The organism is Mesorhizobium sp. ArgA1 (assembly GCF_053714375.1).
Map to the genome: position 1 here is coordinate 260628 of NZ_JBSKBQ010000005.1, position 25278 is coordinate 285905.

General features: G+C 64.0%; 22 protein-coding genes and 1 riboswitch. Of the genes, 5 read left to right on the top strand and 17 right to left on the bottom strand.

All coding sequences use genetic code 11. The annotated features are described in order from the left end of the window. Positions 1-21: 21 nt before the first annotated feature. The 17 genes from ACWGTI_RS15480 to ACWGTI_RS15560 all read right to left on the bottom strand — a co-directional run bounded on the left by ACWGTI_RS15480 (position 22) and on the right by ACWGTI_RS15560 (position 16881). The gene (locus ACWGTI_RS15480; protein WP_454587906.1) at positions 22-843 is read right to left on the bottom strand and encodes a biotin--[acetyl-CoA-carboxylase] ligase; all 822 of its coding nucleotides are present in this window, start codon (positions 841-843) and stop codon (positions 22-24) included. Between the two features lie 5 nt (positions 844-848). After that, positions 849-2285 (bottom strand): NADH-quinone oxidoreductase subunit NuoN, encoded by a 1437-nt coding sequence (nuoN, locus tag ACWGTI_RS15485; RefSeq protein ID WP_454587907.1) that lies wholly within the window; start codon positions 2283-2285, stop codon positions 849-851. Between the two features lie 18 nt (positions 2286-2303). Continuing rightward, a complete protein-coding gene (locus tag ACWGTI_RS15490) occupies positions 2304-3809 on the bottom strand; it encodes an NADH-quinone oxidoreductase subunit M (RefSeq protein WP_454587908.1) in 1506 nt (501 codons plus the stop codon). Then, positions 3809-5782, bottom strand: coding sequence for an NADH-quinone oxidoreductase subunit L (gene nuoL / locus ACWGTI_RS15495; protein ID WP_454587909.1), 1974 nt, complete (start codon positions 5780-5782; stop codon positions 3809-3811). Before nuoL ends, ACWGTI_RS15490 begins: the two co-directional genes overlap by 1 nt. Positions 5783-5792: 10 nt before the next feature. Beyond that, positions 5793-6101: an NADH-quinone oxidoreductase subunit NuoK gene (nuoK, locus tag ACWGTI_RS15500; protein ID WP_454587910.1), complete on the bottom strand. Its 309-nt coding sequence runs from the start codon at positions 6099-6101 to the stop codon at positions 5793-5795. Between the two features lies 1 nt (position 6102). Beyond that, positions 6103-6723, bottom strand: a complete 621-nt coding sequence (locus tag ACWGTI_RS15505) for an NADH-quinone oxidoreductase subunit J (protein ID WP_454587911.1) — start codon at positions 6721-6723, stop codon at positions 6103-6105. A 124-nt stretch (positions 6724-6847) separates the two neighbouring features. Continuing rightward, positions 6848-7339 carry an NADH-quinone oxidoreductase subunit NuoI gene (gene nuoI, locus ACWGTI_RS15510; RefSeq protein ID WP_454587912.1) on the bottom strand — a complete coding sequence of 164 codons (492 nt, stop codon included), beginning with the start codon at positions 7337-7339 and terminating at the stop codon, positions 6848-6850. Continuing rightward, positions 7339-8382, bottom strand: a complete 1044-nt coding sequence (nuoH, locus tag ACWGTI_RS15515; protein ID WP_454587913.1) for an NADH-quinone oxidoreductase subunit NuoH — start codon at positions 8380-8382, stop codon at positions 7339-7341. Before nuoH ends, nuoI begins: the two co-directional genes overlap by 1 nt. A gap of 2 nt (positions 8383-8384) precedes the next feature. Next, positions 8385-10466, bottom strand: coding sequence for an NADH-quinone oxidoreductase subunit NuoG (nuoG, locus tag ACWGTI_RS15520; protein WP_454587914.1), 2082 nt, complete (start codon positions 10464-10466; stop codon positions 8385-8387). Next, on the bottom strand, positions 10466-10747 hold the full coding sequence (locus tag ACWGTI_RS15525) for a pentapeptide repeat-containing protein (RefSeq protein WP_454587915.1): 282 nt from the start codon (positions 10745-10747) through the stop codon (positions 10466-10468). The genes nuoG and ACWGTI_RS15525 overlap by 1 nt, the downstream gene beginning before the upstream one ends. A 9-nt stretch (positions 10748-10756) precedes the next feature. Continuing rightward, on the bottom strand, positions 10757-11449 hold the full coding sequence (locus ACWGTI_RS15530; protein ID WP_454587916.1) for an NADH-ubiquinone dehydrogenase: 693 nt from the start codon (positions 11447-11449) through the stop codon (positions 10757-10759). Between the two features lie 82 nt (positions 11450-11531). After that, positions 11532-12836 carry an NADH-quinone oxidoreductase subunit NuoF gene (nuoF, locus tag ACWGTI_RS15535; RefSeq protein ID WP_192257651.1) on the bottom strand — a complete coding sequence of 435 codons (1305 nt, stop codon included), beginning with the start codon at positions 12834-12836 and terminating at the stop codon, positions 11532-11534. Between the two features lie 10 nt (positions 12837-12846). Then, positions 12847-14133: an NADH-quinone oxidoreductase subunit E gene (locus ACWGTI_RS15540; RefSeq protein ID WP_454587917.1), complete on the bottom strand. Its 1287-nt coding sequence runs from the start codon at positions 14131-14133 to the stop codon at positions 12847-12849. Then, entirely contained in the window at positions 14134-15324 is a 1191-nt protein-coding gene (locus ACWGTI_RS15545; protein WP_192257655.1) for an NADH-quinone oxidoreductase subunit D, read from the bottom strand. Between the two features lie 9 nt (positions 15325-15333). Continuing rightward, complete coding sequence (locus ACWGTI_RS15550) at positions 15334-15939, bottom strand: NADH-quinone oxidoreductase subunit C (protein ID WP_454587918.1); 606 nt, start codon at positions 15937-15939, stop codon at positions 15334-15336. 4 nt (positions 15940-15943) lie between these two features. Further along, on the bottom strand, positions 15944-16525 hold the full coding sequence (locus ACWGTI_RS15555; RefSeq protein WP_095087216.1) for a NuoB/complex I 20 kDa subunit family protein: 582 nt from the start codon (positions 16523-16525) through the stop codon (positions 15944-15946). Continuing rightward, entirely contained in the window at positions 16516-16881 is a 366-nt protein-coding gene (locus tag ACWGTI_RS15560; RefSeq protein WP_454577573.1) for an NADH-quinone oxidoreductase subunit A, read from the bottom strand. The genes ACWGTI_RS15555 and ACWGTI_RS15560 overlap by 10 nt, the downstream gene beginning before the upstream one ends. Before the next feature lie 334 nt (positions 16882-17215). On the opposite strand from ACWGTI_RS15560, the gene ACWGTI_RS15565 reads away from it, so the two are divergent. The 5 genes from ACWGTI_RS15565 (at position 17216) to cobG (ending at position 25277) form a co-directional block, all read left to right on the top strand. Further along, positions 17216-18415, top strand: coding sequence for a winged helix-turn-helix domain-containing protein (locus ACWGTI_RS15565; RefSeq protein ID WP_454587919.1), 1200 nt, complete (start codon positions 17216-17218; stop codon positions 18413-18415). A 29-nt stretch (positions 18416-18444) separates the two neighbouring features. After that, positions 18445-18648, top strand: a riboswitch (cobalamin riboswitch). Between the two features lie 39 nt (positions 18649-18687). Further along, positions 18688-19116: a DUF1636 family protein gene (locus ACWGTI_RS15570; RefSeq protein WP_454587920.1), complete on the top strand. Its 429-nt coding sequence runs from the start codon at positions 18688-18690 to the stop codon at positions 19114-19116. 2 nt (positions 19117-19118) lie between these two features. Next, positions 19119-20156 carry a cobalamin biosynthesis protein CobW gene (cobW, locus tag ACWGTI_RS15575; protein ID WP_454587921.1) on the top strand — a complete coding sequence of 346 codons (1038 nt, stop codon included), beginning with the start codon at positions 19119-19121 and terminating at the stop codon, positions 20154-20156. Between the two features lie 19 nt (positions 20157-20175). Beyond that, positions 20176-23907, top strand: a complete 3732-nt coding sequence (locus ACWGTI_RS15580) for a cobaltochelatase subunit CobN (protein ID WP_454587922.1) — start codon at positions 20176-20178, stop codon at positions 23905-23907. Then, the gene (gene cobG, locus ACWGTI_RS15585) at positions 23904-25277 is read left to right on the top strand and encodes a precorrin-3B synthase (protein ID WP_454587923.1); all 1374 of its coding nucleotides are present in this window, start codon (positions 23904-23906) and stop codon (positions 25275-25277) included. Before ACWGTI_RS15580 ends, cobG begins: the two co-directional genes overlap by 4 nt. Position 25278 lies beyond the last annotated feature (1 nt).

Below are 25278 nucleotides of genomic sequence, written 5' to 3' on the forward strand. Positions count from 1 at the left end.
TACCCCATGTGGGGCCAGCCCCTAAACTTTTGCCGACGCTACTGCGCCGAAATGCACGTCGCCGGCGGCGACCGTCACAACCGACCCCTCATCATCGCGGATCACGAAACGGCAGTCCTCGTCAATGGTCTCGAAGGTACCGCGCACGACACTCCCGTCAATCCTGACAGCAACCTCGCCGCCAAGCCCGGCCGCGCGCGCCAGCCAGCGCCGCCTGATGGCGTCGAGCCCGCGTCCGTCATCCCACAGCCGGGCATTGTCGGTCCAGGCATCCGACAGCGCCAGAAACAGCGTTTCGGCATCGCATGCAGCACCGAGCGCCTGCAGCGATGTCGCCGGATACGGCATATCAGTGGGATGTGCCACCACATTGACGCCGATGCCGACCGCTACCGCGAAACGGCCGCCGTCGAGAATGGCCGATTCCAGCAGGATGCCGGCCAGCTTGGCGCCGGACGCCAGCACATCGTTCGGCCATTTCAGCTCGAACCGGTTTTTGCCCTCACTGCCGCCATCGAGGCCGATTGCGATCCTGCCCTTCGGCACGACGGCCTCGAGCGCATCGGCCAGCGACAGGCCGGCGACGAAACCCAGCGTCGCGGCAAGGCGAAGCTCACCGCCGGTGATGACGAGCAAAGTCGCTGCCAGATTGCCTTCGGGCGATACCCAGGCACGGCCACGCCGGCCGCGCCCGCTTTCCTGCTTCTTGGAAACGACCCACAATTTGCCGGGGTCACCTGCCCTTGCATGGTCCAGTGCCACCGTATTGGTGGAGCCGATACTGTCATGGACCTCGAGCCGGAACCCTTCCGTCTCGGAGGTTGGAGCCAGCCGAAATGCCATCCCGCTCAGAAAAATGTCTTGGCGGCGGCTTCGGCGTAGGTCGCGATCGGACCGCCGATCAGCACATAGAACAGCACGAAGGCGCCACTGACGCCGAGCACCAGGCGCAGTTCGCTGGCCATCGGCACGAAGCCGCCGGCGGGTTCGTCGAACCACATGATCTTGATGATGCGCAGATAGTAATAGGCGCCCACCACCGAGGCCAGCACGCCGATGATCGCCAGCGCGTAGAGGTTGGTGTTGATGGCGGCGAGGAAGACGTACCACTTCCCCCAGAAGCCGGCGAGCGGCGGGATGCCGGCCAGCGAGAACATCAGGATGGTCAGGATCGTCGCCATGATCGGGTTGGTCGAGGATAGACCGGCCAGATCGCTGATCTGCTCGACATTGCCTTCCTTGCGCCGCATGGCGAGGATGAAGGCGAAGGTGCCGAGCGTCATCACCAGATAGATCAGCATGTAGATGGCGACGCCGCGCACGCCGGCCTCGCTGTTGGCGGCAAGGCCGACCAGCGCGTAGCCCATATGGCCGATCGAGGAGTACGCCATCAGCCGCTTGATGTTGGTCTGGCCGATCGCGGCAAAGGCGCCGAGCGCCATCGAGGCGATCGAAATGAAGACCACGATCTGCTGCCAGTCCGAGGCGATCGGCTTGAAGGCGCCCATGGTGACGCGCACGATCAGCGCCATCGCCGCCATCTTGGGGGCTGCCGCAAGGAAGGCGGTGACCGGCGTCGGTGCGCCCTCATAGACATCTGGCGTCCACATATGGAACGGCACCGCCGATATCTTGAAAGCGAGGCCGGCCAAAACGAAGACCAGGCCGACGACGAGGCCAAGCTGGCGTTCGCCGCTGCCGAGCGCCGAGGCGATTTCCTGGAAGCCGACATTGCCGGTGTAGCCGTAGACCAGGCTGATGCCATACAGCAGCATGCCTGACGACAGCGCGCCGAGCACAAAGTATTTCAGGCCGGCTTCGGTCGAACGCAGATTGTCGCGGTTGATCGCAGCCAGCACGTAGATCGCCAGCGATTGCAGTTCGAGGCCGAGATAGAGCCCGATCATGCCGTTGGCCGAGATCATCAGCATCATGCCGAGCGTGCACAGCAGGATCAGGACGGGGTATTCGAACTTGTCGAAATGCTCCTGCTTGGCGAAGCGCATCGACATCACCAGCGTCACCGCCGAACCGACCAGCGACAGCACCTTCATGAAGCGGGAAAAGGGATCCTGGATGAAGGCGTTGCCATAGGCGCTGCCCTGCCCCGTGGAAAAGACCAGCCACAGGCCGGCGATCACCAGCACCGCGACGGCAAGGCCTGTCACCAGGTTGACCATGTTGGCGCGCGAATAGGCGCCGACCATCAAGAGCGCCAGCGCGCCGATGGCGAGGATCAGCTCCGGCGTCGAGAGCGAAAGACTGGAATAAAGGTCCGGCGTCATGGTTCGCAAAACCTCTGGTCAGTTCGCCGCCGCGGTCTGCGCGGCGCCGATGGATGCGGTGACATTGGTGACGAGCGCCTTGACCGACTGGGCCGTGGCATCGAAGACGGGGGCGGGATAGACGCCGAAGAAGATGACCAGCACGACCAGCGGGTAGATGATCGTCTTCTCGCGCGTCGAGAGATCGAACAGGCCCTTCAGGCTCTCCTTGGTCAGCGCGCCGAAGATCACCCGCCGGTAGAGCCAGAGCGCGTAGGCGGCCGACAGGATGACGCCGGTGGCGGCGAAGAACGCCACCCAGGTGTTGACCCGGAACACGCCGAGCATGGTCAGGAATTCGCCGACGAAGCCTGAGGTGCCGGGCAGGCCGACATTGGCCATGGTGAAGACCATGAACACCGTGGCGTATTTCGGCATATTGTTGACCAGCCCGCCATAGGCGTCGATCTCGCGCGTGTGCATGCGGTCGTAGATGACGCCGACGCACAGGAACAGCGCGCCGGAGACGAGGCCGTGCGACAGCATCTGGAAGATCGCGCCCTGCACGCCTTCCTGGTTCATGGCGAAGATGCCCATGGTGACGAAGCCCATATGGGCGACGGAGGAATAGGCGATCAGCTTCTTCATGTCCTCCTGCATCAGCGCCACCAGCGAGGTGTAGATGATGGCGACGACCGACAGCGTGAACACCAGCGGCGCGAACATTTCGGACGCCAGCGGGAACATCGGCAGGGAGAAGCGCAGGAAGCCGTACCCGCCCATCTTCAGAAGGATGGCGGCCAGGATCACCGAACCAGCTGTCGGCGCTTCGACGTGAGCGTCGGGCAGCCAGGTGTGCACGGGCCACATCGGCATCTTGACCGCGAAGGAGGCGAAGAAGGCGAGCCATAGCCAAGTCTGCATATTGGCCGGGAAGTTGTGCGTCAGAAGCGTCGGGATGTCGGTGGTGCCGGACTGGAAGAACATCGCCATGATGGCGAGCAGCATCAGCACCGAGCCGGCCAGCGTGTAGAGGAAGAACTTGAACGAGGCATAGACGCGGCGCTTGCCGCCCCAGACGCCGATGATGATGAACATCGGGATCAGGCCGGCTTCGAAGAAGACGTAGAACAGCACGATGTCGAGCGCGCAGAACACGCCGATCATCAGCGTTTCCAGGAGCAGGAAGGCAATCATGTAGGCCTTGACGCGCTTGTCGATCGCTTCCCACGACGCCAGGATGCAGAGCGGCATCAGGAACGTCGTCAGGATGACGAACAGCATCGAAATGCCGTCGACGCCCATATGGTAGGAGATGCCGGAATCCAGCCAGGCAAACTTCTCGACGAACTGGAAGCCGGCCTGAGAATTGTCGAAGCCGGTCCAGATGAACAGCGAGATGATGAAGGTGGCCGCCGTGGTCAGGAACGCGATGGCGCGGATGTTGCGGCGTGCGTTTTCGCTGTCGTCCCTGATGAACAGGATCAGCAGCACACCAACCAGCGGCAGGAAGGTGACCAGCGAGAGGATTGGCCAGGCGGTCATCAGAGCATCATCCAGGTGACGAGTGCGGCCACGCCGATCAGCATGGCGAAGGCATAGTGATAGAGGTAGCCGGTCTGCAGCTTGACGACGCGGTTGGTGACGTCGACGACGCGCGCCGATACTCCGTCCGGGCCGAGCCCATCAATGATGGCGCCATCGCCGGTCTTCCACAGGAACCGGCCCAGCGCCTTGGCAGGGCGCACGAACAGCACGTCATAGAGCTCGTCGAAATACCACTTGTTGAGCAGGAAGGCGTAGAGTAGGCGATGGTTGGCGGCGACACTCCGGGGCAATTCCGGCGAGCGTATGTAGAACTTCCAGGCGACGGCAAAGCCGATGACCATGGCGACGAACGGCGCCAGCTCGACCCACAAGGGCAATTCGTGGATCTCGTGCAGGATTTGGTTGTCCGGCAGCGTGAACAGCGAGGCCTTCCAGAACTCGGCATAGCCCTCGCCGATGAAGGCGCCGTGGAAGATAATGCCGGCAAACAGCGCGCCGGCCGCCAGGATGAACAGCGGCACCAGCATCACCGGCGGCGATTCATGGACATGGTGCATGACCTCGTGGCTCGCCCGCGGCTCGCCATGGAAAGTCATGAAGATCAACCGCCAGGAGTAGAAGGAGGTGAAGCAGGCGGCGATGACCAGCAGGATAAAAGCGAGGCCGGCAACCGAATTGTGCCCAGCAAAGGCAGCCTCGATGATGGCATCCTTGGAGAAGAAGCCGGCGGTGCCGATGACCGTCACCGGAATGCCGACGCCGGTCAGCGCCAGCGTGCCGATCACCATCATCCAGTAGGTCTTGGGAATGAGCGTCCGGAGACCACCCATCTTGCGCATGTCCTGCTCGTCGGAGACGGCATGGATGACCGAGCCCGAACCGAGGAACAGCAGCGCCTTGAAGAAGGCATGCGTGAACAGATGGAAGATGGCCGCGCCATAAGCGCCGACGCCGAGCGCCACGAACATGTAGCCGAGCTGCGAGCAGGTCGAATAGGCGATGACGCGCTTGATGTCGTTCTGGACCAGGCCGACGGTGGCGGCGAAGAAGGCGGTGAAGGCGCCGATGAAGGTCACGACCGTCAGCGCCGAATGCGACAGCTCGAACAGCGGCGACAGGCGCGCCAGCATGAACACGCCGGCGGTCACCATGGTGGCGGCATGGATGAGCGCGGAGACCGGCGTCGGGCCCTCCATGGCGTCCGGCAGCCAGGTGTGCAACGGCACCTGCGCCGACTTGCCCATGGCGCCCATGAACAGCAGCAGGCAGACGATGGTCATGGCGGAATGCTTGTCGAGCGCATAGCCGAGGAAGGTCAGCACAGCAGCACCGTGCTCAGCGCCTTCGGCCGGAATGAAGGTCGCGGCATTGGCAAAGATGGTGCCGAGATTGACCGAGCCGAACAAAACGAAGACGCCGAAAATGCCGAGAGCGAAGCCAAAATCGCCGACGCGGTTGACGACGAAGGCCTTGATGGCCGCGGCGTTGGCCGATGGCTTCTTGTACCAGAAGCCGATCAGCAGATAGGAGGCGAGACCCACCCCTTCCCAGCCGAAGAACATCTGCACCAGATTGTCGGCCGTCACCAGCATCAGCATGGCGAAGGTGAACAGCGACAGATAGGCAAAGAAGCGCGGCCGGTTCGGATCATGGTGCATGTAGCCGATCGAGTAGATGTGGACCAGCGCCGAAACGGTGTTGACGACGACCAGCATCACCACGGTCAACGTGTCGATCCTGAGCGCCCAGGAGGCGTCGAGGCCACCGGACTGGATCCAGCGCAGCACGGGCACGGTGAACACTTCGCCCTCGCCGAAGCCGACGGAGAAGAAGGCGACCCAGGACAGCACGGCCGAGATCACCAGGAAGCCCGAGGTGATGTATTCCGAGGCCTTGGCGCCGAGCGAATTGCCGAACAGGCCGACGATCAGGAAGCCGAGCAGCGGAAGGAAGACGATCGCTTGATACATGTTAGCCCCGTCAACCCTTCATCTGGTTCACGTCTTCGACCGCGATCGAGCCGCGGTTGCGGAAGAAGACGACGAGAATGGCAAGTCCGATAGCCGCCTCGGCGGCGGCGACCGTCAACACGAACAGGGCGAAGACCTGTCCGACGAGATCGCCGAGTGCCGCCGAAAAGGCGACGAAATTGATGTTGACCGCCAACAGGATCAGCTCGACCGACATCAGGATGACGATGATGTTGCGGCGGTTCAGGAAGATGCCGAACACGCCGAGCGTGAACAGGATCGCCGATACGGTCAAGTAATGTGCGATGCCGACGACCATCTCAGAGCCCCTCGCCCGACTTGACCTTGCGGATTTCCATGCCCGTTGCCGGCGTGCGGCCGACCTGGGCTGCGATCGACTGCCGCTTGACCCCTTCCTTGTGACGCAGCGTCAGCACGATGGCGCCGATCATGGCAACCAGCAGCACGAGGCCAGAAATCTGGAAGTAGTAGAGGTAGTCCGTATAGAGGATGTCGCCGAGTGCGGCCGTGTTGGTCCGCGCGGCGAGGTCCGGGATCGGCTTCGACACCGTCGACGCCAGTTGGGGCGCGAAGGTGTAGCCGCCGAGCACCACGATCAGCTCCGCCGCCAGGATCAGTCCGACCAACGCACCGATAGGCGCATATTGCAGGGCGCCTTCCTTCATCTCGGCGAAGTCGACATCGAGCATCATGACGACGAACAGGAACAGCACCATGACCGCGCCGACATAGACGACGAGCAGGATCATCGCCAGGAACTCGGCGCCGGTCAGCATGAAGAGGCCGGCGGCATTGAAGAAGGTCAGAATCAGGAACAGCACGGAATGCACGGGGTTACGCGACGAAATGACCATGAAGGCCGACGCCACCGCGACAAAGGCGAAGAGGTAGAAAAAGGCCGCCTCTAGTCCACTCAGCATTGGGGATCCCCCGGGTTCCTGTCCGAAACAGGACGCTCGTCCTGTTCGATATTTGCGACCGCCTCCGGCCGGCAAGTTGCGTGTTCCTTAGACGAGGCCCCTCGCCCCGTCCATGCGTCAAATGTCAGCGGTACGGCGCATCCAGCGAGATGTTGCGCGCCAGTTCGCGCTCCCACCGGTCGCCATTCGCCAGCAGCTTGTCCTTGTCGTAGTAAAGTTCCTCGCGCGTCTCCGTCGCGAATTCGAAATTCGGCCCCTCGACGATCGCGTCGACCGGGCAGGCTTCCTGGCAGAAGCCGCAATAAATGCACTTCACCATGTCGATGTCGTAGCGCACGGTGCGCCGCGTGCCGTCATTGCGGCGCGGGCCGGCCTCGATGGTGATCGCCTGCGCCGGGCAGATCGCTTCGCACAGCTTGCAGGCGATGCAGCGTTCCTCTCCATTGGGATAGCGGCGCAGCGCGTGCTCGCCACGAAAGCGCGGGCTGACCGGCCCCTTCTCGTGCGGATAGTTGATCGTCTCCTTCGGCGCGAAGAATTGGCGCATCGACAGGAAGAAGGCGCTGACGAAATCCTGCAGCAGCAGGGACTTGGCGGCCTGGCCGAGAACGGACATCACGCAAACCCCGTGATCTTGAGGAAGGCTGCGGTGAGAACCACCATCGCCAGCGAGATCGGCAGGAAGACCTTCCAGCCCAGCCGCATCAGCTGGTCATAGCGGTAGCGCGGAACGAAGGCCTTCACCATCGAGAACATGAAGAACATCAGGCAGATCTTGAGCACGAACCAGATCACGCCGGGCACCCAGGTGAAGGGCGCGAAGTCGAACGGCGGCAGCCAGCCGCCGAGGAACAGGATCGTCGCCAGCGCGCACATCAGCACCACGGCGACATATTCGCCGAGGAAGAACAGCAGGAACGGCGTCGAGGAATATTCGACCATGTGGCCGGCAACCAGTTCCGACTCGGCTTCCACGAGGTCGAAGGGCGGCCGGTTGGTTTCGGCCAGCGCCGAGATGAAGAAGATGACGAACATCGGGAACAGCGACAGCCAATGCCAGTCGAGGAAGGTGTTGGGCAGGCCAAGCCTTGTGCCCAGGCCGTCCTGCTGCGACATGACGATGTCCGACAGGTTGAGCGAGCCGACGCACAAAAGCACGGTGACGATGACGAAGCCGATCGAGACTTCGTAGGAGACCATTTGCGCTGCCGAGCGCAGCGCGCCGAGGAAGGGATATTTCGAGTTGGACGCCCAGCCGCCCATGATCACGCCATAGACCTCGAGCGAGGAGATGGCGAAGACATAGAGAATGCCGACATTGACGCTGGCGATCGCCCAACCGGCATTGACCGGGATGACCGCCCAGGCCGAGATCGCGAGCACGGCCGACACCAGCGGCGCCAGCAGGAACACGCCCTTGTTGGCGCCGGACGGAATGACCGGTTCCTTGAAGACGAATTTCAACAGGTCGGCGAAAGCCTGCAGCGTGCCCCAGGGGCCGACGACGTTCGGGCCGCGGCGCAGCTGCACCGCCGCCCAGATCTTGCGGTCGGCATAAAGCAGATAGGCGACGCCGATGAGCAGGACAACGATGAGGAGCACCGACTCGGCCACAATCCAGAACGCCGGCACCACATAGAGGAAGAAGAAAGTGTCCATGCTTATTCCGCCGCCTGCTTGAAGCCGCTCTTCGCCAGCGCCGAGCATTCCGCCATGACGGCGGAGGCCCGTGCGATCGGGTTAGTCAGATAGAAATCCGCGACCGGCGAGGTGAAAGTGCCCTTGTTCAGCCGCCCGCCGATCTTCGCCACCTTGGCGATATCGTCGGCACTGCCTGCCTCGACATGGTCGATGCGGGCGAGATGCGGATATTCGCCATAGAGCTTGGCGCGCAGTTGCTGCAGCGAATCGAAGGGCAGCTTCTTGCCCAGCACATCCGACAGCGCCCGCATGATGGCCCAGTCTTCGCGCGCATCGCCCGGCGCGAAGCCGGCGCGGTTGGTCTGCTGCACGCGTCCCTCGGTGTTGACATAGGTGCCGGACTTTTCGGTGTACGCGGCGCCCGGCAGGATCACATTGGCGCGATGCGCGCCGGCGTCACCATGGGTGCCGACATAGACGACGAAAGCGCCGCCGGTCTTGCCCATTTCGATCTCGTCGGCGCCGAGCAGGAACAGCACGTCGCTGTCGCCGAGCATGCCGGCGACATTCTTGCCGCCCTCGCCCGGCACGAAGCCGACATCGAGGCCGCCGACGCGGGCCGCCGCATTGTGCAGCACGGCAAAGCCGTTCCAGTCGGCCCGCGCCGCGTTGAGGACAGCGGCGAGCTTGGCCGCCTGGCCGAGCACGGCGGCTCCGTCGGCGCGCGCCAACGCGCCCTGGCCGACAATGATCAGCGGATGCGTCGCCTTCTTCAGCACCTGGAAGAACTTGCCGTTGCCGTCGGCCAGATCCTTCAGCGATTCCGGACCGGCGCCCAGCTGCTCATAGTCATAACGTGTGTCGCCGACCTCGCCGATGACACCGACCGGCAGATTGCCGATACGCCAGCGCTTGCGGATGCGGGCGTTGAGCACCGAAGCCTCGAAGCGCGGATTGGCGCCGATGATCAGCACAGCGTCGGCCTGCTCGATGCCCTCTATGGTCGGGTTGAAGATATAGCTGGCGCGGCCCAGCGCCGGATCGAGTGCTGCGCCATCCTGGCGGCAATCGGTGTTCTTCGAGCCGAGCGAAGCCATGAGCTGCTTCAGCGCGTAGATTTCCTCAACCGCAGCCAGATCGCCGGCAATCGCACCAATCTTTTCGGGCGCAGCCTTGGACACCGCATCCTTGATCGCAGCAAACGCCTCAGCCCAGCTTGCGGGGGCGAGCTTGCCGTCCTTGCGCACATAGGGGCGATCGAGGCGCTGCGTGCGCAGGCCGTCCCAGATGAAACGGGTCTTGTCGGAAATCCATTCCTCGTTCACCGCCTCGTTGACGCGCGGCAGGATGCGCATCACTTCGCGGCCGCGGCTATCGACGCGGATCGCCGAGCCGACGGCGTCCATCACGTCGATGGATTCGGTCTTGGTGAGCTCCCACGGCCGCGCCTGGAAGGCGAACGGCTTTGAGGTCAGCGCGCCGACCGGGCAAAGGTCGATGACGTTGCCCTGCAGCTCCGAGGTCATAGCGCTTTCGAGATAGGTCGTGATCTCGGCATCCTCGCCGCGGCCGATCAGGCCGAGCTCGGAAATGCCGGCAACTTCCGTGGTGAAGCGGACGCAGCGCGTGCAGTGGATGCAGCGGTTCATCACCGTCTTGACCAGCGGCCCGATATACTTGTCTTCGACCGCCCGCTTGTTCTCGTGATAGCGCGAGGAATCGACGCCGAAGGCCATGGCCTGGTCCTGCAGGTCGCATTCGCCGCCCTGGTCGCAGATCGGACAATCCAGCGGATGGTTGATCAGCAAGAATTCCATCACGCCTTCCCGGGCCTTCTTAACCATCGGCGTGTTGGTGAAGATTTCCGGCGTTTCGCCATTCGGGCCCGGTCGCAGGTCGCGCACGCCCATGGCGCAGGAGGCCTGCGGCTTGGGCGGTCCGCCCTTCACCTCGATCAGGCACATGCGGCAATTGCCGGCGATCGACAGCCGCTCATGGAAGCAGAAGCGCGGCACTTCCGCGCCCGCGTCCTCGGCCGCCTGCAGCAGCGTGTAGTGGTCGGGTACAGTGATTTCTTTCCCGTCGACCTTGAGCTTTGCCATCAATTGCCCCCGGCGGTCTGCGCCGTCTCATATGCCTGAAACAGATCGCACAACCTGATGCCATTGATCATCATGCCGGCGACTTCAGCGTTTTCTATCTTCACGTTGCTCATATTCACATTGGTGAAAAACGCGTTCGAGAGGTTCGCGTCGTCCACCATGGCCGCCGACAGGTTGACGTTGTGAAACTGCGTGTTCGACAGGTTCACATCGTCAAATCTGGAGTTGCTGACGATGGCATTGCGCACATCGAGAACATCGCTCCTGTCGTGGACCTCCATGCCTGCCCCCTACCTCTTCGCCTTGGCTGCGAGCGTCAGCGCCGCCGCCTGGCGGGTCCACTCGTCGCGGCCGATGCGGCCCTTGAGCGACAGGTAATCCTCGACCCAGGCGATCTCTTCCGGCGTCCACGCAGCGATCTGGGCAAAGGTCCAGATGCCGAGGCCGTTCAGCACTTTTTCCAGCTTCGGCCCAACACCCGTTATTGCCTTGAGATCCGACGGCTTGGACGGACGCGCAATGGTCTTGGGCTGCCTGAAATCCTCCGGCATCAACCCGGTCGCCGCGTCTTCGGCAACCGGAACCGCCTTCTCCGGCTCGGCATCGACGGTGCGGGCGGCAATATCGGTCACGTCCTGGGCAAAGGTCTGCGCCTCGGCGATCAGGGTCTTGGTCGCGGCGCGCGCCTTGGAGGCCGGGGCGGTCTCCGAATAACGCTCGGCGCGTTGGTCGAAATCGTCGATGATCGGCTGGAAAATCCGCTGCGAAGCCTCGGCCGCGCCCGACAAGGCGCCCAGCCAGACGCCAAAGGCGTGGTTGGCGAGGCCGAAGCCCAGCGCCGACATGGCGGCGGCACCGGCGACAGGATGCGCAAGAAGGTTGACGGCGCTGGCCATCTCCCTCGGCATCATCCTGGTCAAATCCTGGTTCATCTTCTCAAGCTGGTCCAAATTGGGCATCAAAGGGTTCGAATACGGCGCCATAGAATTCTCCTGGTCGTTTCTTCGTTTGCCCCGCCCCATGCCTTTAGTCTTGGGCTTGCGCCCGTATTCCAAAAGTCGTCGTCTATTCCGCCGCCACCATCACCGGTTCGGCCCGGTGCGCGTTGCGGGAAAACTCGTCGATGCGCCGCTCCACCTCGCCGCGGAAATGCCGCATCAGGCCCTGGATCGGCCATGCCGCCGCATCGCCGAGCGCGCAGATCGTGTGGCCTTCCACCTGCTTGGTGACGTCAAGCAGCATGTCGATCTCGCGCTTCTGTGCTTCCCCGCGCACCAGCCGCTCCATCACCCGCCACATCCAGCCGGTGCCCTCGCGGCACGGCGTGCACTGGCCGCAGCTTTCGTGCTTGTAGAAATAGGACAGCCGCGCGATGGCCTTCACGATATCGGTCGACTTGTCCATGACGATGACAGCTGCCGTGCCGAGGCCCGATTTCAGGTCGCGCAGCGCGTCGAAATCCATCGGCGCATCGATGATCTGCTCGGCCGGCACCAGCGGCACCGAAGCGCCGCCCGGAATGACCGCGAGCAGATTGTCCCAGCCGCCGCGAATGCCGCCGCAATGCGTCTCGATCAGCTCGCGGAACGGGATCGACATCGCCTCTTCGACGGTGCACGGATTGTTGACGTGGCCCGAGATGCAAAACAGCTTGGTGCCGACATTGTTGGGCCGGCCGAAGGATGAGAACCAGGCCGCACCCCGGCGCAAAATGGTCGGCGCCACGGCGATCGATTCGACATTGTTCACGGTTGTCGGACAACCGTACAAGCCGACATTGGCCGGGAATGGCGGCTTCAGGCGCGGCTGGCCCTTCTTGCCTTCCAGGCTTTCGAGCAGCGCGGTTTCCTCGCCGCAGATATAGGCGCCGGCGCCGTGATGCATGTAGATGTCGAAATCATAGCCCGACGTGTTGTTCTTGCCGATCAGCTTGGCCTCATAGGCCTCGTCGATGGCGCGCTGCAGCGCCTCGCGCTCGCGGACAAACTCGCCGCGCACATAGATGTAGGCGGCGACCGCGCCCATGGCGAAGCCGGCAATGAACGACCCCTCGACCAGCGTGTGCGGGTCGTTGCGCAGAATATCGCGGTCCTTGCAGGTGCCAGGCTCGGATTCGTCGGCGTTGACAACGAGATAGCTCGGCCGGCCGTCGCTCTGCTTGGGCATGAACGACCATTTCAGCCCGGTCGGGAAGCCGGCGCCGCCGCGGCCACGCAAGCCCGACGCCTTCATCTCGTTGACAATCCACTCGCGCCCCTTGGCGATGATGCCCGGCGTGTTGTCCCAGGCGCCGCGCGCCATGGCGCCGGCCAGCGACTTGTCGAAGAGGCCGTAGATGTTGTTGAAGATGCGGTCTTTATCCTGAAGCATTGTTCGTCCCTCAGACCGGCTTCTTGCCGAAGACGCGGATGTATTCGGCGACGCCGCCCTTGGCGAGCGCCTTGGCCTGGCCGACCCAGTCGTCGCGGTCGATACGGCCCTGGAAGGCGAGATAGCCGTCCACCCAGTCGCGCTCGGCCTTCTTCCAGGAAGCGACCTGCGCGAAGGTGAAGATGCCCAGCGTATGCAGGACGCCCTCGATCTTCGGGCCGACGCCCGAGATCAGCTTGAGATCGTCGACCGCTGCCGGCCTGTCGATGCCGGCCGGACGGTTCTTGTCTTCCAGCGACGGCTTTGCCGGCTTGGCGGCTGGTATCTTGACTTCCGGCGCCTTGAAGGCAGCCGCCGGCTCGGCTTTGCTCCTGGGGCCGCTACGCTGTTTCGAGACCTCCTCGACTTCCGGCGCAGCCAGATTGGCATTGGCAGCCGAATGCAGCGGTGCGGCAACGCTCGCTGCTTTTTCCACCTCGGGCGCGACCTTGACTGGCGATGGCGACTTCAGAGCCGGACTGGTCTCTGGAGCATCGGTCTTTGGCTTGCCGGCCTTGGACGGCGCAACCGGCGCTGCGGCCGGCGCCTGCGAAACCGTAGCGGCCGGCGCAACTGCGGCTGGCGCCGCTTTGGCAGCCTTGGTCGCCGTTTTGGCTTCCTTGTCGCGCGTCGCCTTGAGGATCGCCTTTTCGCTCGTCAGCGTCGTCAGGCCAGGCGCCGGCTCGGAGCCGGTTCGACCGTTCTGCGGTCCTGTGGGAACCGTGGCACCCTTGCCCGCATCGTAGAGATCGATGATCTCGGCCAGCCGCTCCGGCGTCAGATCCTCGAACGTGTCCTTGAAGACCATGACCATCGGTGCGTTGACGCAGGCGCCAAGGCACTCGACCTCCTCCCACGACAGCGTGCCTTTGTCGTTGGTGTGGAACTGGTCGTGATGGATTTTCGAACGGCACACATCCATCAGCGCTTCCGACCCGCGCAGCATGCAGGGTGTGGTGCCGCAGACCTGGATATGGGCACGAGTGCCGACCGGATTGAGCTGGTACTGCGTGTAGAAGGTCGCGACCTCGAGCCCGCGGATGCGCGGCATGCCGAGCATGTCCGAGATGGTCTCGATCGCCGCCTTGGTGACCCAGCCCTCCTGCTCCTGCGCGATCATCAGCAAGGGAATGATCGCCGATTGCTCGCGGCCCCTCGGATATTTCTTGATCCATTGCTTGGCGGCCGCTGCATTCGCCCGGTTGAAGGCGAAGGAGGCTGGCTGGACGCTGGCTTCTGCGAGACGGCGGACTGACATTTAGCGATCGACCTCACCAAACACGATGTCGAGGGAGCCGAGAACGGCGGTGACGTCGGCCAGCATGTGACCCCGGCAGAGGAAATCCATGGCTTGCAGATGCGCGAAACCGGGGGCGCGCAGCTTGCAGCGATAGGGCTTGTTGGTGCCATCGGAGACAAGATAGACGCCGAACTCGCCTTTCGGCGCCTCGACGGCGGCATAGACTTCGCCGGCCGGCACGCGATAGCCCTCAGTGTAGAGCTTGAAGTGATGGATCAGCGCTTCCATCGAGCGCTTCATGGCCTGGCGCTTGGGTGGCACCACCTTGCCGTCGAGGTTCGATACCGGGCCGGTACTTTCCTTGCCGAGCAGAAGGTCGACGCACTGGCGCATGATCTTGGCCGACTGGCGCATCTCTTCCATGCGCACGAGGTAACGGTCGTAGCAGTCGCCGTTCTTGCCGATCGGAATGTCGAAATCCATCTCGGAATAGCACTCATAAGGCTGCGACTTGCGCAGGTCCCAGGCTGCACCCGAGCCGCGCACCATGACGCCGGAAAAACCCCAGGCCCAGGCATCGGCCAAGGACACCGTGCCGATGTCGACATTGCGCTGCTTGAAGATGCGGTTGCCGGTCAAGAGCTTGTCGAGATCGTCAAGCGACTTCAGGAACGGATCGATCCACTTGCCGATGTCCTCGACCAGCTTCGCCGGCAAGTCCTGATGGACGCCGCCGGGGCGGAAATAGGCCGCATGCATGCGCGAACCGGAGGCGCGCTCATAGAAAACCATCAGCTTTTCGCGTTCGACGAAGCCCCATAGCGGCGGCGTCAGCGCGCCGATATCAAGCGCCTGCGTCGTCACATTGAGGATGTGCGACATGATGCGGCCGATCTCGCAATAGAGCACGCGGATCAGCTGGCCGCGCTTCGGCACCTCGATGCCGAGCAGCCGCTCGGCGGCAAGCGCGAAGGCATGCTCCTGGTTCATCGGCGCGCAATAATCGAGCCGGTCGAGATAGGGCACCGCCTGCAGATAGGTCTTGTGCTCAATCAGCTTTTCGGTGCCGCGGTGGAGCAAGCCGATATGCGGATCGACGCGGTCGACCACTTCGCCGTCCAACTCAAGCACCAACCTCAAAACACCATGCGCCGCCGGGTGTTGAGGTCCGAAGTTGATATTAAAATTGCGGACGGAGGTTTCGGCCATTCTGGCGCCTCAATTCGTCTTGGCTTTTTCGTCCCCGGGCAGCACGTAGTCGGTGCCTTCCCAAGGGGAAAGAAAATCGAAATTACGGAATTCCTGCTTGAGCTCGACCGGCTCGTAGATGACGCGCTTGGCTTCGTCGTCGTAACGGACTTCGACAAACCCGGTCAGCGGAAAATCCTTGCGCAGCGGATGACCCTCGAAACCGTAGTCGGTGAGGATGCGGCGCAGATCCGGATGGCCCGAGAACAGCACGCCATAGAGATCATAGGTCTCGCGCTCGAACCAGTCGGCGCCGGGATAAACTGATGTCAGCGACGGCACCAGCGTCTCTTCGTCGGCCTGGACCTTGATGCGGATGCGCAAATTCTGCTTCGGCGACAGCAGGTGATAGACAACGTCGAAGCGCTTGGCGCGCGACGGGTAGTCGGCGCCGCAGACATCGATGATCGAGATGAACTGGCAGCCCGAATCGCCGCGCAGGAAAGTCACCACGTCGATCAGGTCGCCGGGCTCGACCGAGATCGTCAGTTCGCCATAGGCCAGCACCGGGTCATGGACGCGATGCGGCAGCTTTTCGCCGAGATAGGTCGACAGTTCGCTAAGGGATGCGGCCATGGATTTACCGTTCGATCGTGCCGGTGCGGCGGATCTTCTTCTGCAGCAGAAGAATGCCGTAGAGCAGCGCTTCGGCGCTCGGCGGGCAGCCGGGGACATAGATGTCGACCGGCACGACACGGTCGCAGCCGCGGACCACAGAATAGGAATAGTGGTAATAGCCGCCGCCATTGGCGCAGGAGCCCATCGAGATTACGTAGCGCGGCTCCGGCATCTGGTCGTAGACCTTGCGCAGCGCCGGCGCCATCTTGTTGGTCAGCGTGCCGGCGACGATCATGATGTCGGACTGGCGCGGAGACGCGCGCGGCGCAACGCCGAAGCGTTCCGAATCATAGCGCGGCATAGACGTATGGATCATCTCGACGGCGCAGCAGGCCAGACCGAAGGTCATGAACATCAGCGAACCGCTGCGTGCCCAGGTGATCAGCGCCTCGGTCGAGGTGACCAGAAAACCCTTGTCGGCGAGTTCATTGTTGATCTCGAGGAAGAACGGATCGTCAGAACCGACCGGACGACCGGTATTGGGGTCGATCAGGCCTTTGGGCTTCGGCGCAACGAGCGTACCGGAACTGTCGTTCAATCCCATTCCAGCGCTCCTTTTTTCCATTCATAGGCAAAGCCGATGGTCAGCACTGCCAAAAACACCATCATCGACCAGAAACCGAGCATGCCGATCTTCGAGAACGACACCGCCCACGGAAACAGGAAGGCCACTTCCAGGTCGAAGATGATGAACAGGATCGACACCAAGTAGAAGCGGATGTCGAACTTCATGCGGGCATCGTCGAACGAGTTGAAGCCGCACTCGTAGGCGGAAAGCTTTTCGGGATCGGGACTGCGGTAGGCCACCAGGAACGGCGCTATGATAAGCACCAGGCCAATGACCGCCGCCACGGCGATGAAGAGGACGATGGGCAGGTACGAACTGAGCAGTGCGTTCATGCTGCGGCTTTCCCTTGGCGGCCAATCCACGTTGATTACAGCAACCAACCCTAATGCGGAAGCGTGACAGTTTAACCGCTGAACCGTTTTAGGTGCCTATGCTGCAACGCGGCGAGGGTTAGCGCAGGGCTTTCGGCGAAGCAAGTCAAACCTTGTTCAAAACGCAGTGCTGGACGGCAGGTCGGGAAAAACTGGTCCGATCCGCTCTTGTTTGATTTCCTTCACTTTTTACTCCACTTTTGTCTCCTGACATGTCTCCCGCCACAAGCCTGCTAGCATGGCCGGAATCACCGGCTAAAAATACGGCAACAGGACCAGGGGCAAAGGCATCTTGATGAAGGACAAAATATCGCTCGCCATGGCCAGGCGGATCGCCCTTGGCGCGCAGGGTTTTACCGACCCGCGCCCAGGCGGCACACCGGACCGCCGCCACCTCGCCCGCGTGCTCTCGCGCACCGGCCTGCTGCAGATCGATTCCGTCAGCGCCGTGGTGCGCGCCCACTATATGCCGCTCTATTCGCGCCTTGGCCCCTACCCGCTGGCTTTGCTCGACAATGCCGCCGTCACCCGCAAGCGCACCGTGTTCGAATACTGGGCGCATGAGGCCTCTTTCCTGCCGGTCGAGATGTACCCGCTGATGCGCTGGCGCATGCAGCGCGCCGAACAGGGCGACGAAATGTATCTCGGCCTCGCCAAATGGGGCCGCGAACATTCCGCCTATATCGAAGAGATCTATCGCGCGGTCGCCGAGCGCGGCCCGATCGCCGCTTCGGCACTGGAAGGCCAGAAGGGCTCTGGCGGCTGGTGGGGCTGGAGCCATGCCAAGCATGCCTTCGAATGGCTGTTCTGGGCCGGCCGCATCACCACGGCGCACCGGCGTGGCTTCGAGCGCTTCTACGACCTGCCCGAGCGCGTGCTGCCGCAGGCGATCCTCGATCTGCCGGTGCCGGTCGCCGAGGACGCGCATCGCGAATTGCTGCGCATTTCCGCCCGCGCCCATGGCATCGCGACCTCCGGCGACCTGCGCGACTATTTCCGCCTGTCGCCGACCGACATGAAGGGCCGGCTGGAGGAACTGGTCGAGACGGGTGAACTGCTGCCGATGCGCGTCGAAGGCTGGGACAAGCCGGCTTACTTCCACCGGGACGCCCGCATCCCCCGAAAAATCGAGGCTCGCGCGCTGCTGGCGCCGTTCGACCCTGTCGTCTTCGAGCGCTCGCGCTCGGAGCGGCTGTTCGATTTCCACTACCGCATCGAGATCTACACCCCGGCCGAAAAGCGCCAATACGGCTACTATGTCCTGCCCTTCCTGCTTGGCGACCGCATCGTCGCCCGCGTCGACCTCAAGGCCGATCGGCCCGCCAGCGTGCTCCGCGTCCATGCCGCCTACGCCGAGCCCGGCGCGCCAACGGAGACAGCCGCCCAACTCTTCGAGGAATTGAAGCAGATGCAGGGCTGGCTTGGGCTTGAGCGCATGGAAGTGACGCCAGCCGGCGATCTAGGCCCGGCGCTGACCGACATCGCCGTGTCGTAGCCGTGCGTTGACACCGCTGCCCGCAAAAGCCTAAATCCGGTCCAGACGGTCCCCTGCCCGCAACGGCAAGGGCCAAGAGGGAATGCGGTGCGGGACAAAATCCCTAGTCCGCGGCTGTCCCCGCAACTGTAAGCGAAGAGCCAAGGCCGAAAGCCACTGGGTAACACCGGGAAGGCGGCTAACCAAGGCGACGACTCGCGAGCCAGGAGACCTGCCGTCTGCGACTATATAGTCCGATCGCCCGGCGGGTTTCCGGGCAAGGAGCCCGGTTTTTGGACCAGAACAGCAGATTTTCGGCTGGCACAGCGGATGTTTCGTCCGCCGATAGCGATGCCTTGGCTGGCGTAACCGTCATCGTCTGCGCCTCCTGCCGCGACGAGACCGGCTCCGACGCCCATCCCCGCGCCGGCCAATTGCTGGCGGACGACACACGCCGCGCCGCGGCGGCTGACAACATCCGCGTCCGCACGGTCGAATGCCTCGGCAATTGCAAGCGAAGGCTCAGCGCCGCGATCCTGCGCGATGGCTGCTGGAGCTATGTCTTCGGCGATCTGACCGCGACCAGCGGCGCCGATCTCGTCACCGGCGCAAAACTCTTCGCTACCTCGACCGACGGCCTCATCCCCTGGCGCGGCCGGCCCGATAGCCTCAAGCGCGGCCTCGTTGCCCGCATCCCACCCCTCGATGTGCTGAAGGACTGACCATGACCGCTTCCGTTTCCCGTGTTCCCTGCACTGTCGTCACCGGCTTCCTTGGCGCCGGCAAGACGACGCTGGTCCGCCATCTCCTGGAAAACGCGGGAGGCAAGCGCATCGCCATCATCGTCAACGAGTTCGGCGACATCGGCATCGATGGCGAGATCCTGAAAGGCTGCGGCATCGACACCTGCCCCGAGGAAAACATCGTCGAACTGGCCAATGGCTGCATCTGCTGCACCGTCGCCGACGATTTCGTGCCGGCGCTCGACCAGATCCTGGCGCTGACCCCGAAGGTCGACCACATCCTGATCGAGACATCGGGCCTGGCCCTGCCCAAGCCGCTGGTCCAGGCGTTCCAGTGGCCGAGCGTGAAGAGCCGGGTGACGGTCGACGGCGTTATCGCCGTGGTCGACGGCCCGGCGCTGGCCGAAGGCCGCGTCGCCAACGACATGGACGCGCTTCAGGCGCAGCGCGTAGCTGACGAGACGCTCGATCACGACGATCCGGTCGAGGAAGTCTTCGAGGACCAGATCGCCTGCGCCGACCTGATCATCCTGTCGAAGAGCGATTTGATGGACTCGGCCGGTTCGACCCGCGCCAACGCCATCATCAACGAGCACTCCGCCCGTGCCGTAAAAATCGTGCCGACCGCGCATGGCAAGGTCGACCCCTCGGTGCTGCTCGGCCTCGGCCTCGCCGTCGAGGACGACATCGAGAACCGCAAGTCGCATCATGACGGCGCCTTCGACCACGAGCATGACGATTTCGACACCTTCATTGTCGACATTCCCTCAATCGCCAATCCGGATGACCTGGCAAAGCGTGTCGCCACCGTTGCCGAGGAAGAGAATGTGTTGCGGGTGAAAGGCTTCGTCGATGTCGGCGGCAAGCCGATGCGGCTTCTGCTGCAGGCCGTGGGCCCGCGCGTCAACCATTACTATGACCGCGCCTGGACCGCCGAGGACGACCGCCGCTCGCGCCTCGTCGTCATTGGCCTGAAGGGGCTGAACCGCCCGGCGATCGAGGCTATACTGGCCGGCTGACGCGAAAACACGGGCAGCGATGCATATACTCACGACCACATCCGCCTCGCTCGACGATCTCGCCGAGCCAGTTGATCTCAGGCAGACGCCGGCGGATATCGTGGCCCTGTCCTTCACCGACAGCGACCTCGCCGGCCTCGCCGCGGCATGGAAGGCCGATGCCGGCCGCCTGCCCTCGATGCGGCTGGCCGCGCTCCGCGATCTCCGCCATCCCATGTCCGTCGACCTCTGGGTCGACAGCGTCGCCCGCCACGCCAAGGTGATCTTGGTGCGCATCCTCGGCGGCTACGACTGGTGGCGCTATGGCTGCGACCAGCTTGCCGCGACTGCTCGTGAGCGGGGCATAAACCTGGCGCTTCTGCCTGGCGAAAGCCATGACGAGGATCTCAGGCTGATCGAAGCCTCGACGCTGCCGCGCGCGGAGCTGGACGCCCTGCTCGGCTATTTCCGCGAGGGCGGGCCAGCGAATATGACGGCGCTGATGCAGCGGCTGGCGGGGCTGACTGGGTCCGGTGGGGCGGCGGCTGAGCCGGTCGCGGTGCCTAAGGCGGGGTATTACGAGCCGGGGCGTGGGGTTATTGAGGTTGGCAATCCTGCACACCCCCCTCGGTCCTGCCGGACATCTCCCCCGCAAGGGGGGAGATCAGCCGTCGCCGGCCTCGGCCCCTCCTCTGCCAGCTCAACAATGGGATCTACTGCTGCATCTGCCATTGGCGAAACCGTCGATGACGGCTCAATCTCCCCCCTTGCGGGGGAGATGTCCGGCAGGACAGAGGGGGGTGGGCGGGAACGCGACGCTGACAATATCGCCATCATCCCCATCCTCTTCTATCGCTCGATGTTGCTGGCCGCCGATGTCGCCCCTATCGACGCCCTTTTCGAGGCGCTGAAGCAGCGCGGCATCCTCCCCGTCCCGATCTTCATCTCAAGCCTGAAAGACCCGACGTCGCTGGCCTTCGTCGAAACCGCACTGGCCTCGCTAAACCCCGCCGCCATCATCACCGCGACCGCCTTCGCTTCCGGCGCCGAACCCGGCGTCGAAACCCTGTTCGACCGTGCCGGCGTGCCGGTCTTCCAGGTCATCGTCGCCACCACACGCCGCGACGTCTGGGACAGGAACCAGCGCGGCCTGGCGCCCGCCGACCTCGCCATGCATGTCGTGCTGCCCGAACTCGACGGCCGCATCCTCGCCGGCGCGATTTCCTTCAAGGGCGAGAGCGAGACCGATCCCGCACTCGGCCACCGCGCCTTCGCCAACCGGCCGGAGCCGGATCGTGTGGAGCAGGTCGCGGACAGGGTAGCGGCCTTCATCCGGTTGCAGGAGACAGCTCTCGCCGAGCGCAAGCTGGCGATCCTGATTCCGGATTATCCGAGTGCGCCCGGCCGCACCGGCTATGCCGTGGGCCTGGATGTGCCGTCCAGCGTGCTGGCGATGCTGCATGACCTGAAGGCGCAGGGCTATGCGGTTGAAGGGATTCCGCAAACGCCGCGAGGGCTGCTGGATCTGCTGGAGCGGAGCGGCGACGGGCTGGAGGTGGAGGAGTATCGCCACTTCTCGAAGGGTCTGCCGGTTAAAGCTATTGCTGCGGTAGAGGCGGCGTGGGGAAAGGCAGAAGAGATAAGTTTGCGCGAGGCACCCCCCTCTGTCCTGCCGGACATCTCCCCCGCAAGGGGGGAGATCAGCGGTTCCGCCAACCGCGCAACACCATCGTTGGCGATTGGCGAAATCCCAGAAGCCGGATTGATCTCCCCCCTTGCGGGGGAGACGTCCGGCAGGACAGAGGGGGGTGTGAAGGAACGCCAATCATCGGCGAGCACCCCACATTTCCCCTTCCGCGCCGCGACCTTCGGCAACATCACAGTCGCACTTGCCCCCGACCGTGGCCGTTCCGCCGACCGCCGCGCCGATTACCATGACCCGACGCTGCCCCCGCGCCACGACCTCATCGCCTTCGGCCTGTGGCTGCGCAAATCGCTCGGCGTTCATGCCATCATCCATGTCGGCGCGCACGGCACGCTGGAATGGCTGCCGGGCAAAACAGTTGCACTTTCGCAAAATTGCTTCCCCGAGATTGTCACCGGCTCGCTGCCCGTCATCTATCCCTTCATCGTCTCCAACCCGGGCGAGGCCGCACAGGCGAAGCGGCGCATCGCCGCTGTCACGCTTGGCCATCTGCCACCGCCGCTGACCGGCGCCGGATTGGACGAGGAGCAGCACAGGCTCGAGCGGCTGGTCGACGAATATGCCCAGGCCGACGGCCTCGACCGCCGCCGCCGCGACCGGCTGGCCAAACTGATAGTCGACACCGCCCAAAAGACCGGTCTCGCCTCCGAAGCCGGCGTCGCGAAAACCGACGCGCCCGACGAGGCGCTGCGCCGCATCGATGCCTGGCTCTGCGACCTCAAGGATTTCGCCATCAAGGATGGCCTGCACATTTACGGTCGCGCGCCCGACGACGAACCCGACGCCATGCGCCGCCAAAGCGCGCAAGCCGAGAAGGCAGCGCTGCTGGCGGCGCTCGACGGTCGCCACGTCAAGGCAGGCCCGGCCGGCGCGCCCGCGCGCGGCCGCTCCGACGTGCTCCCCACCGGCCGCAATCTATTCACCTCCGACCCGCGCACCATGCCGACACCGACCGCCTGCGAACTCGGCAAGGCAGCTGCAGAGGAAGTCGTGCGCGGCTACCTGCAATCGCATGGCGACTGGCCGGGCTCGCTGGTCATCGATCTCTGGGGTTCGGCCTCGCTGCGCACCGGCGGCGAAGAGATAGCGCAGGGCCTGGCGCTGATGGGCTGCCGGCCGCAATGGGACACGGCCACCGGTCGCATCACCGGCATCGAAGTGCTGCCGCCGGCCACGCTCGGCCGCCCGCGCGTCGATGTGACGTGGCGCATTTCGGGCCTGTTCCGCGACATGTTCCCGACCCAGATCGCACTGATCGATGCCGCCGCCAACGCTGTCGCCGCCCGCGATGAGGAGGATTCGGAAAACCCGCTTGCCGCCAGGACACGCGCTGACGGCAGGATCAGTCCGCGCATCTTCGGCACCTCGCCCGGCACCTATGGCGCCGGCGTCGAGGATCTTCTGGCCAGCGGCGACTGGGGCGCGCGCGAAGAGATCGGCCGCGCCTATCTCGATGCCACATCGCATGCCTATGGCGGCGCCGACGGCGAAGGCATCGCCTCCCCCGGCGCCTTCGAGACCCGCATCGCCGAGGCCGATCTTCTCGTCCACACCGGCGACGACCCCGGCCGCGACATTCTCGAAGGTTCCGCCGATGTCGCCTTCATCGGCGGCTTTTCGGCGGCCCTGGCGACGCTGGGCCGAAATGCCGATGTCATTGTCCTCGACACCACGGATCCGCAAAAGCCAAAGCCGCGTTCGGTCGGCGAAGCCGTGTCGCGGGTGGTGCGGGCGCGTGCCGTGAACGCCCGTTTCATCGCTGGCCAGATGCGGCACGGCCCGCGCGGCGCCTCCGAATTCGCCGAGACGGTCGACCGTCTCATCGGCTTCGCCGAGACCACGCACGCCATTTCCGGCGCGCTGATCGAAGCCGTGCATGACGCCTATGTCGGCGATCCCCTGGTGCGTGCCTTCATCTTGCGCGAAAATCCCGCCGCCGCGAAAGTCATTGCCGAACGCTTCCTGTCGGCGCGCCGACGTGGGCTGTGGCATCCCTTGCGCAATTCCATCGACGACGATCTCGCCGCACTGATCGCCGAGGCCGAGGCGCTTGGGGTTGCGGCATGAACGCCTTCTCAAGGCGCGGCGCCTGCCCGGCCCTGTCGGCGCCGATGCAAACCGGTGACGGCCTGCTGGTGCGGCTCAACCCGGTTGCTGGAGGACTTTCCCCCAAATCGTTGATCGGACTCTGCGAAACCGCTCTGCGGCACGGCAACGGCATCATGGAAGTCACCGCGCGCGGTAGTTTGCAGATACGCGGGCTCACGGCGGAAAGTGCGGCGCTGCTGGCGGCGGAGGTCGACGCGCTGGGGATCACGGTGCGCGCTGGCGTGCCGGTCGAGACCGGGCCGCTGGCGGGCATCGATCCGCATGAGATCGCCGATCCGCGGGCTCTGGCTGAGCGGATCAGGATGGCAGTTGAGGAAGCCGGGCTAACGGCACGGCTGGGGCCGAAGGTTTCGGTGGCTGTCGACGGCAGCGGGCAGTTGACGCTGGATGCGATGATCGCGGATGTCAGGCTGAGTGCGGTTCGCGCGGATGCTGGAATTCAGTGGCAAGTGTCTGTCGCGGGCGATGGGCAGAACGCGAGGCGGCTCGCGGTGGTTGATGCGGATACGGCCCGCGATGTTGCTGTGGCCGCGCTCCGAATGCTCGCGGAAAAAGGCCGCGAGGCGCATGCGCGGGATTTGACGGAGCGGCAGCTGAATTCTCTCGCAGGTTGGCACTCCGCCACACCTCCCTCTGTCCTGCCGGGGGAGATGTCCGGCAGGACAGAGGGGGGTGTGCAGGATCGCCGACCTATCGGAACTTTCGACCTGACCGCAAACGCCACCGCCCTCGGCATCGGCCTCCCCTACGGCAGCATGCCGGCCGACAAGCTCATCGCGCTTGCCCAACAGGCTCTCACCCTCGGCACATCAGGAATCCGCCTCGCCCCGGGTCGTGCTCTCCTCTTCCTCGGCCAGCCAGCCGCCGCCGACCACCTCCTCGAAGCCAAAGCAAAATCCCTCGGCTTCGTCACCACCGCCACCGACCCGCGCATCCGCATTGCCGCTTGTCCCGGCACCCCTGCCTGCGCCTCGGGCCACATCGCCACCCGCGACATCGCCGCGACGATCGCCGCGCAAAACGCCGACATCCTCGACTTCACCCTCCACATTTCCGGTTGCGCCAAGGGCTGCGCGCACCCCGGCCCGGCTGCGCTAACGTTGGTCGGCGGCGAAAACGGAGCCGGACTTGTCGTGAACGCGACGGCAAAGGCCCTTCCTGCGGGCTACAGGCCGGGCTATGACGCCGCGCGCGGCATCGGTCGCATCGCCGCAATGGTCCGCAGCGCACGATATCAAGGCGAAACCGCCGCCGCCTGCCTGACAAGGCTCGGGCCGGCGGCAATCGCCGAGGCTTACCGACAGGCCCAAACTAAAAACGGAAAATGAG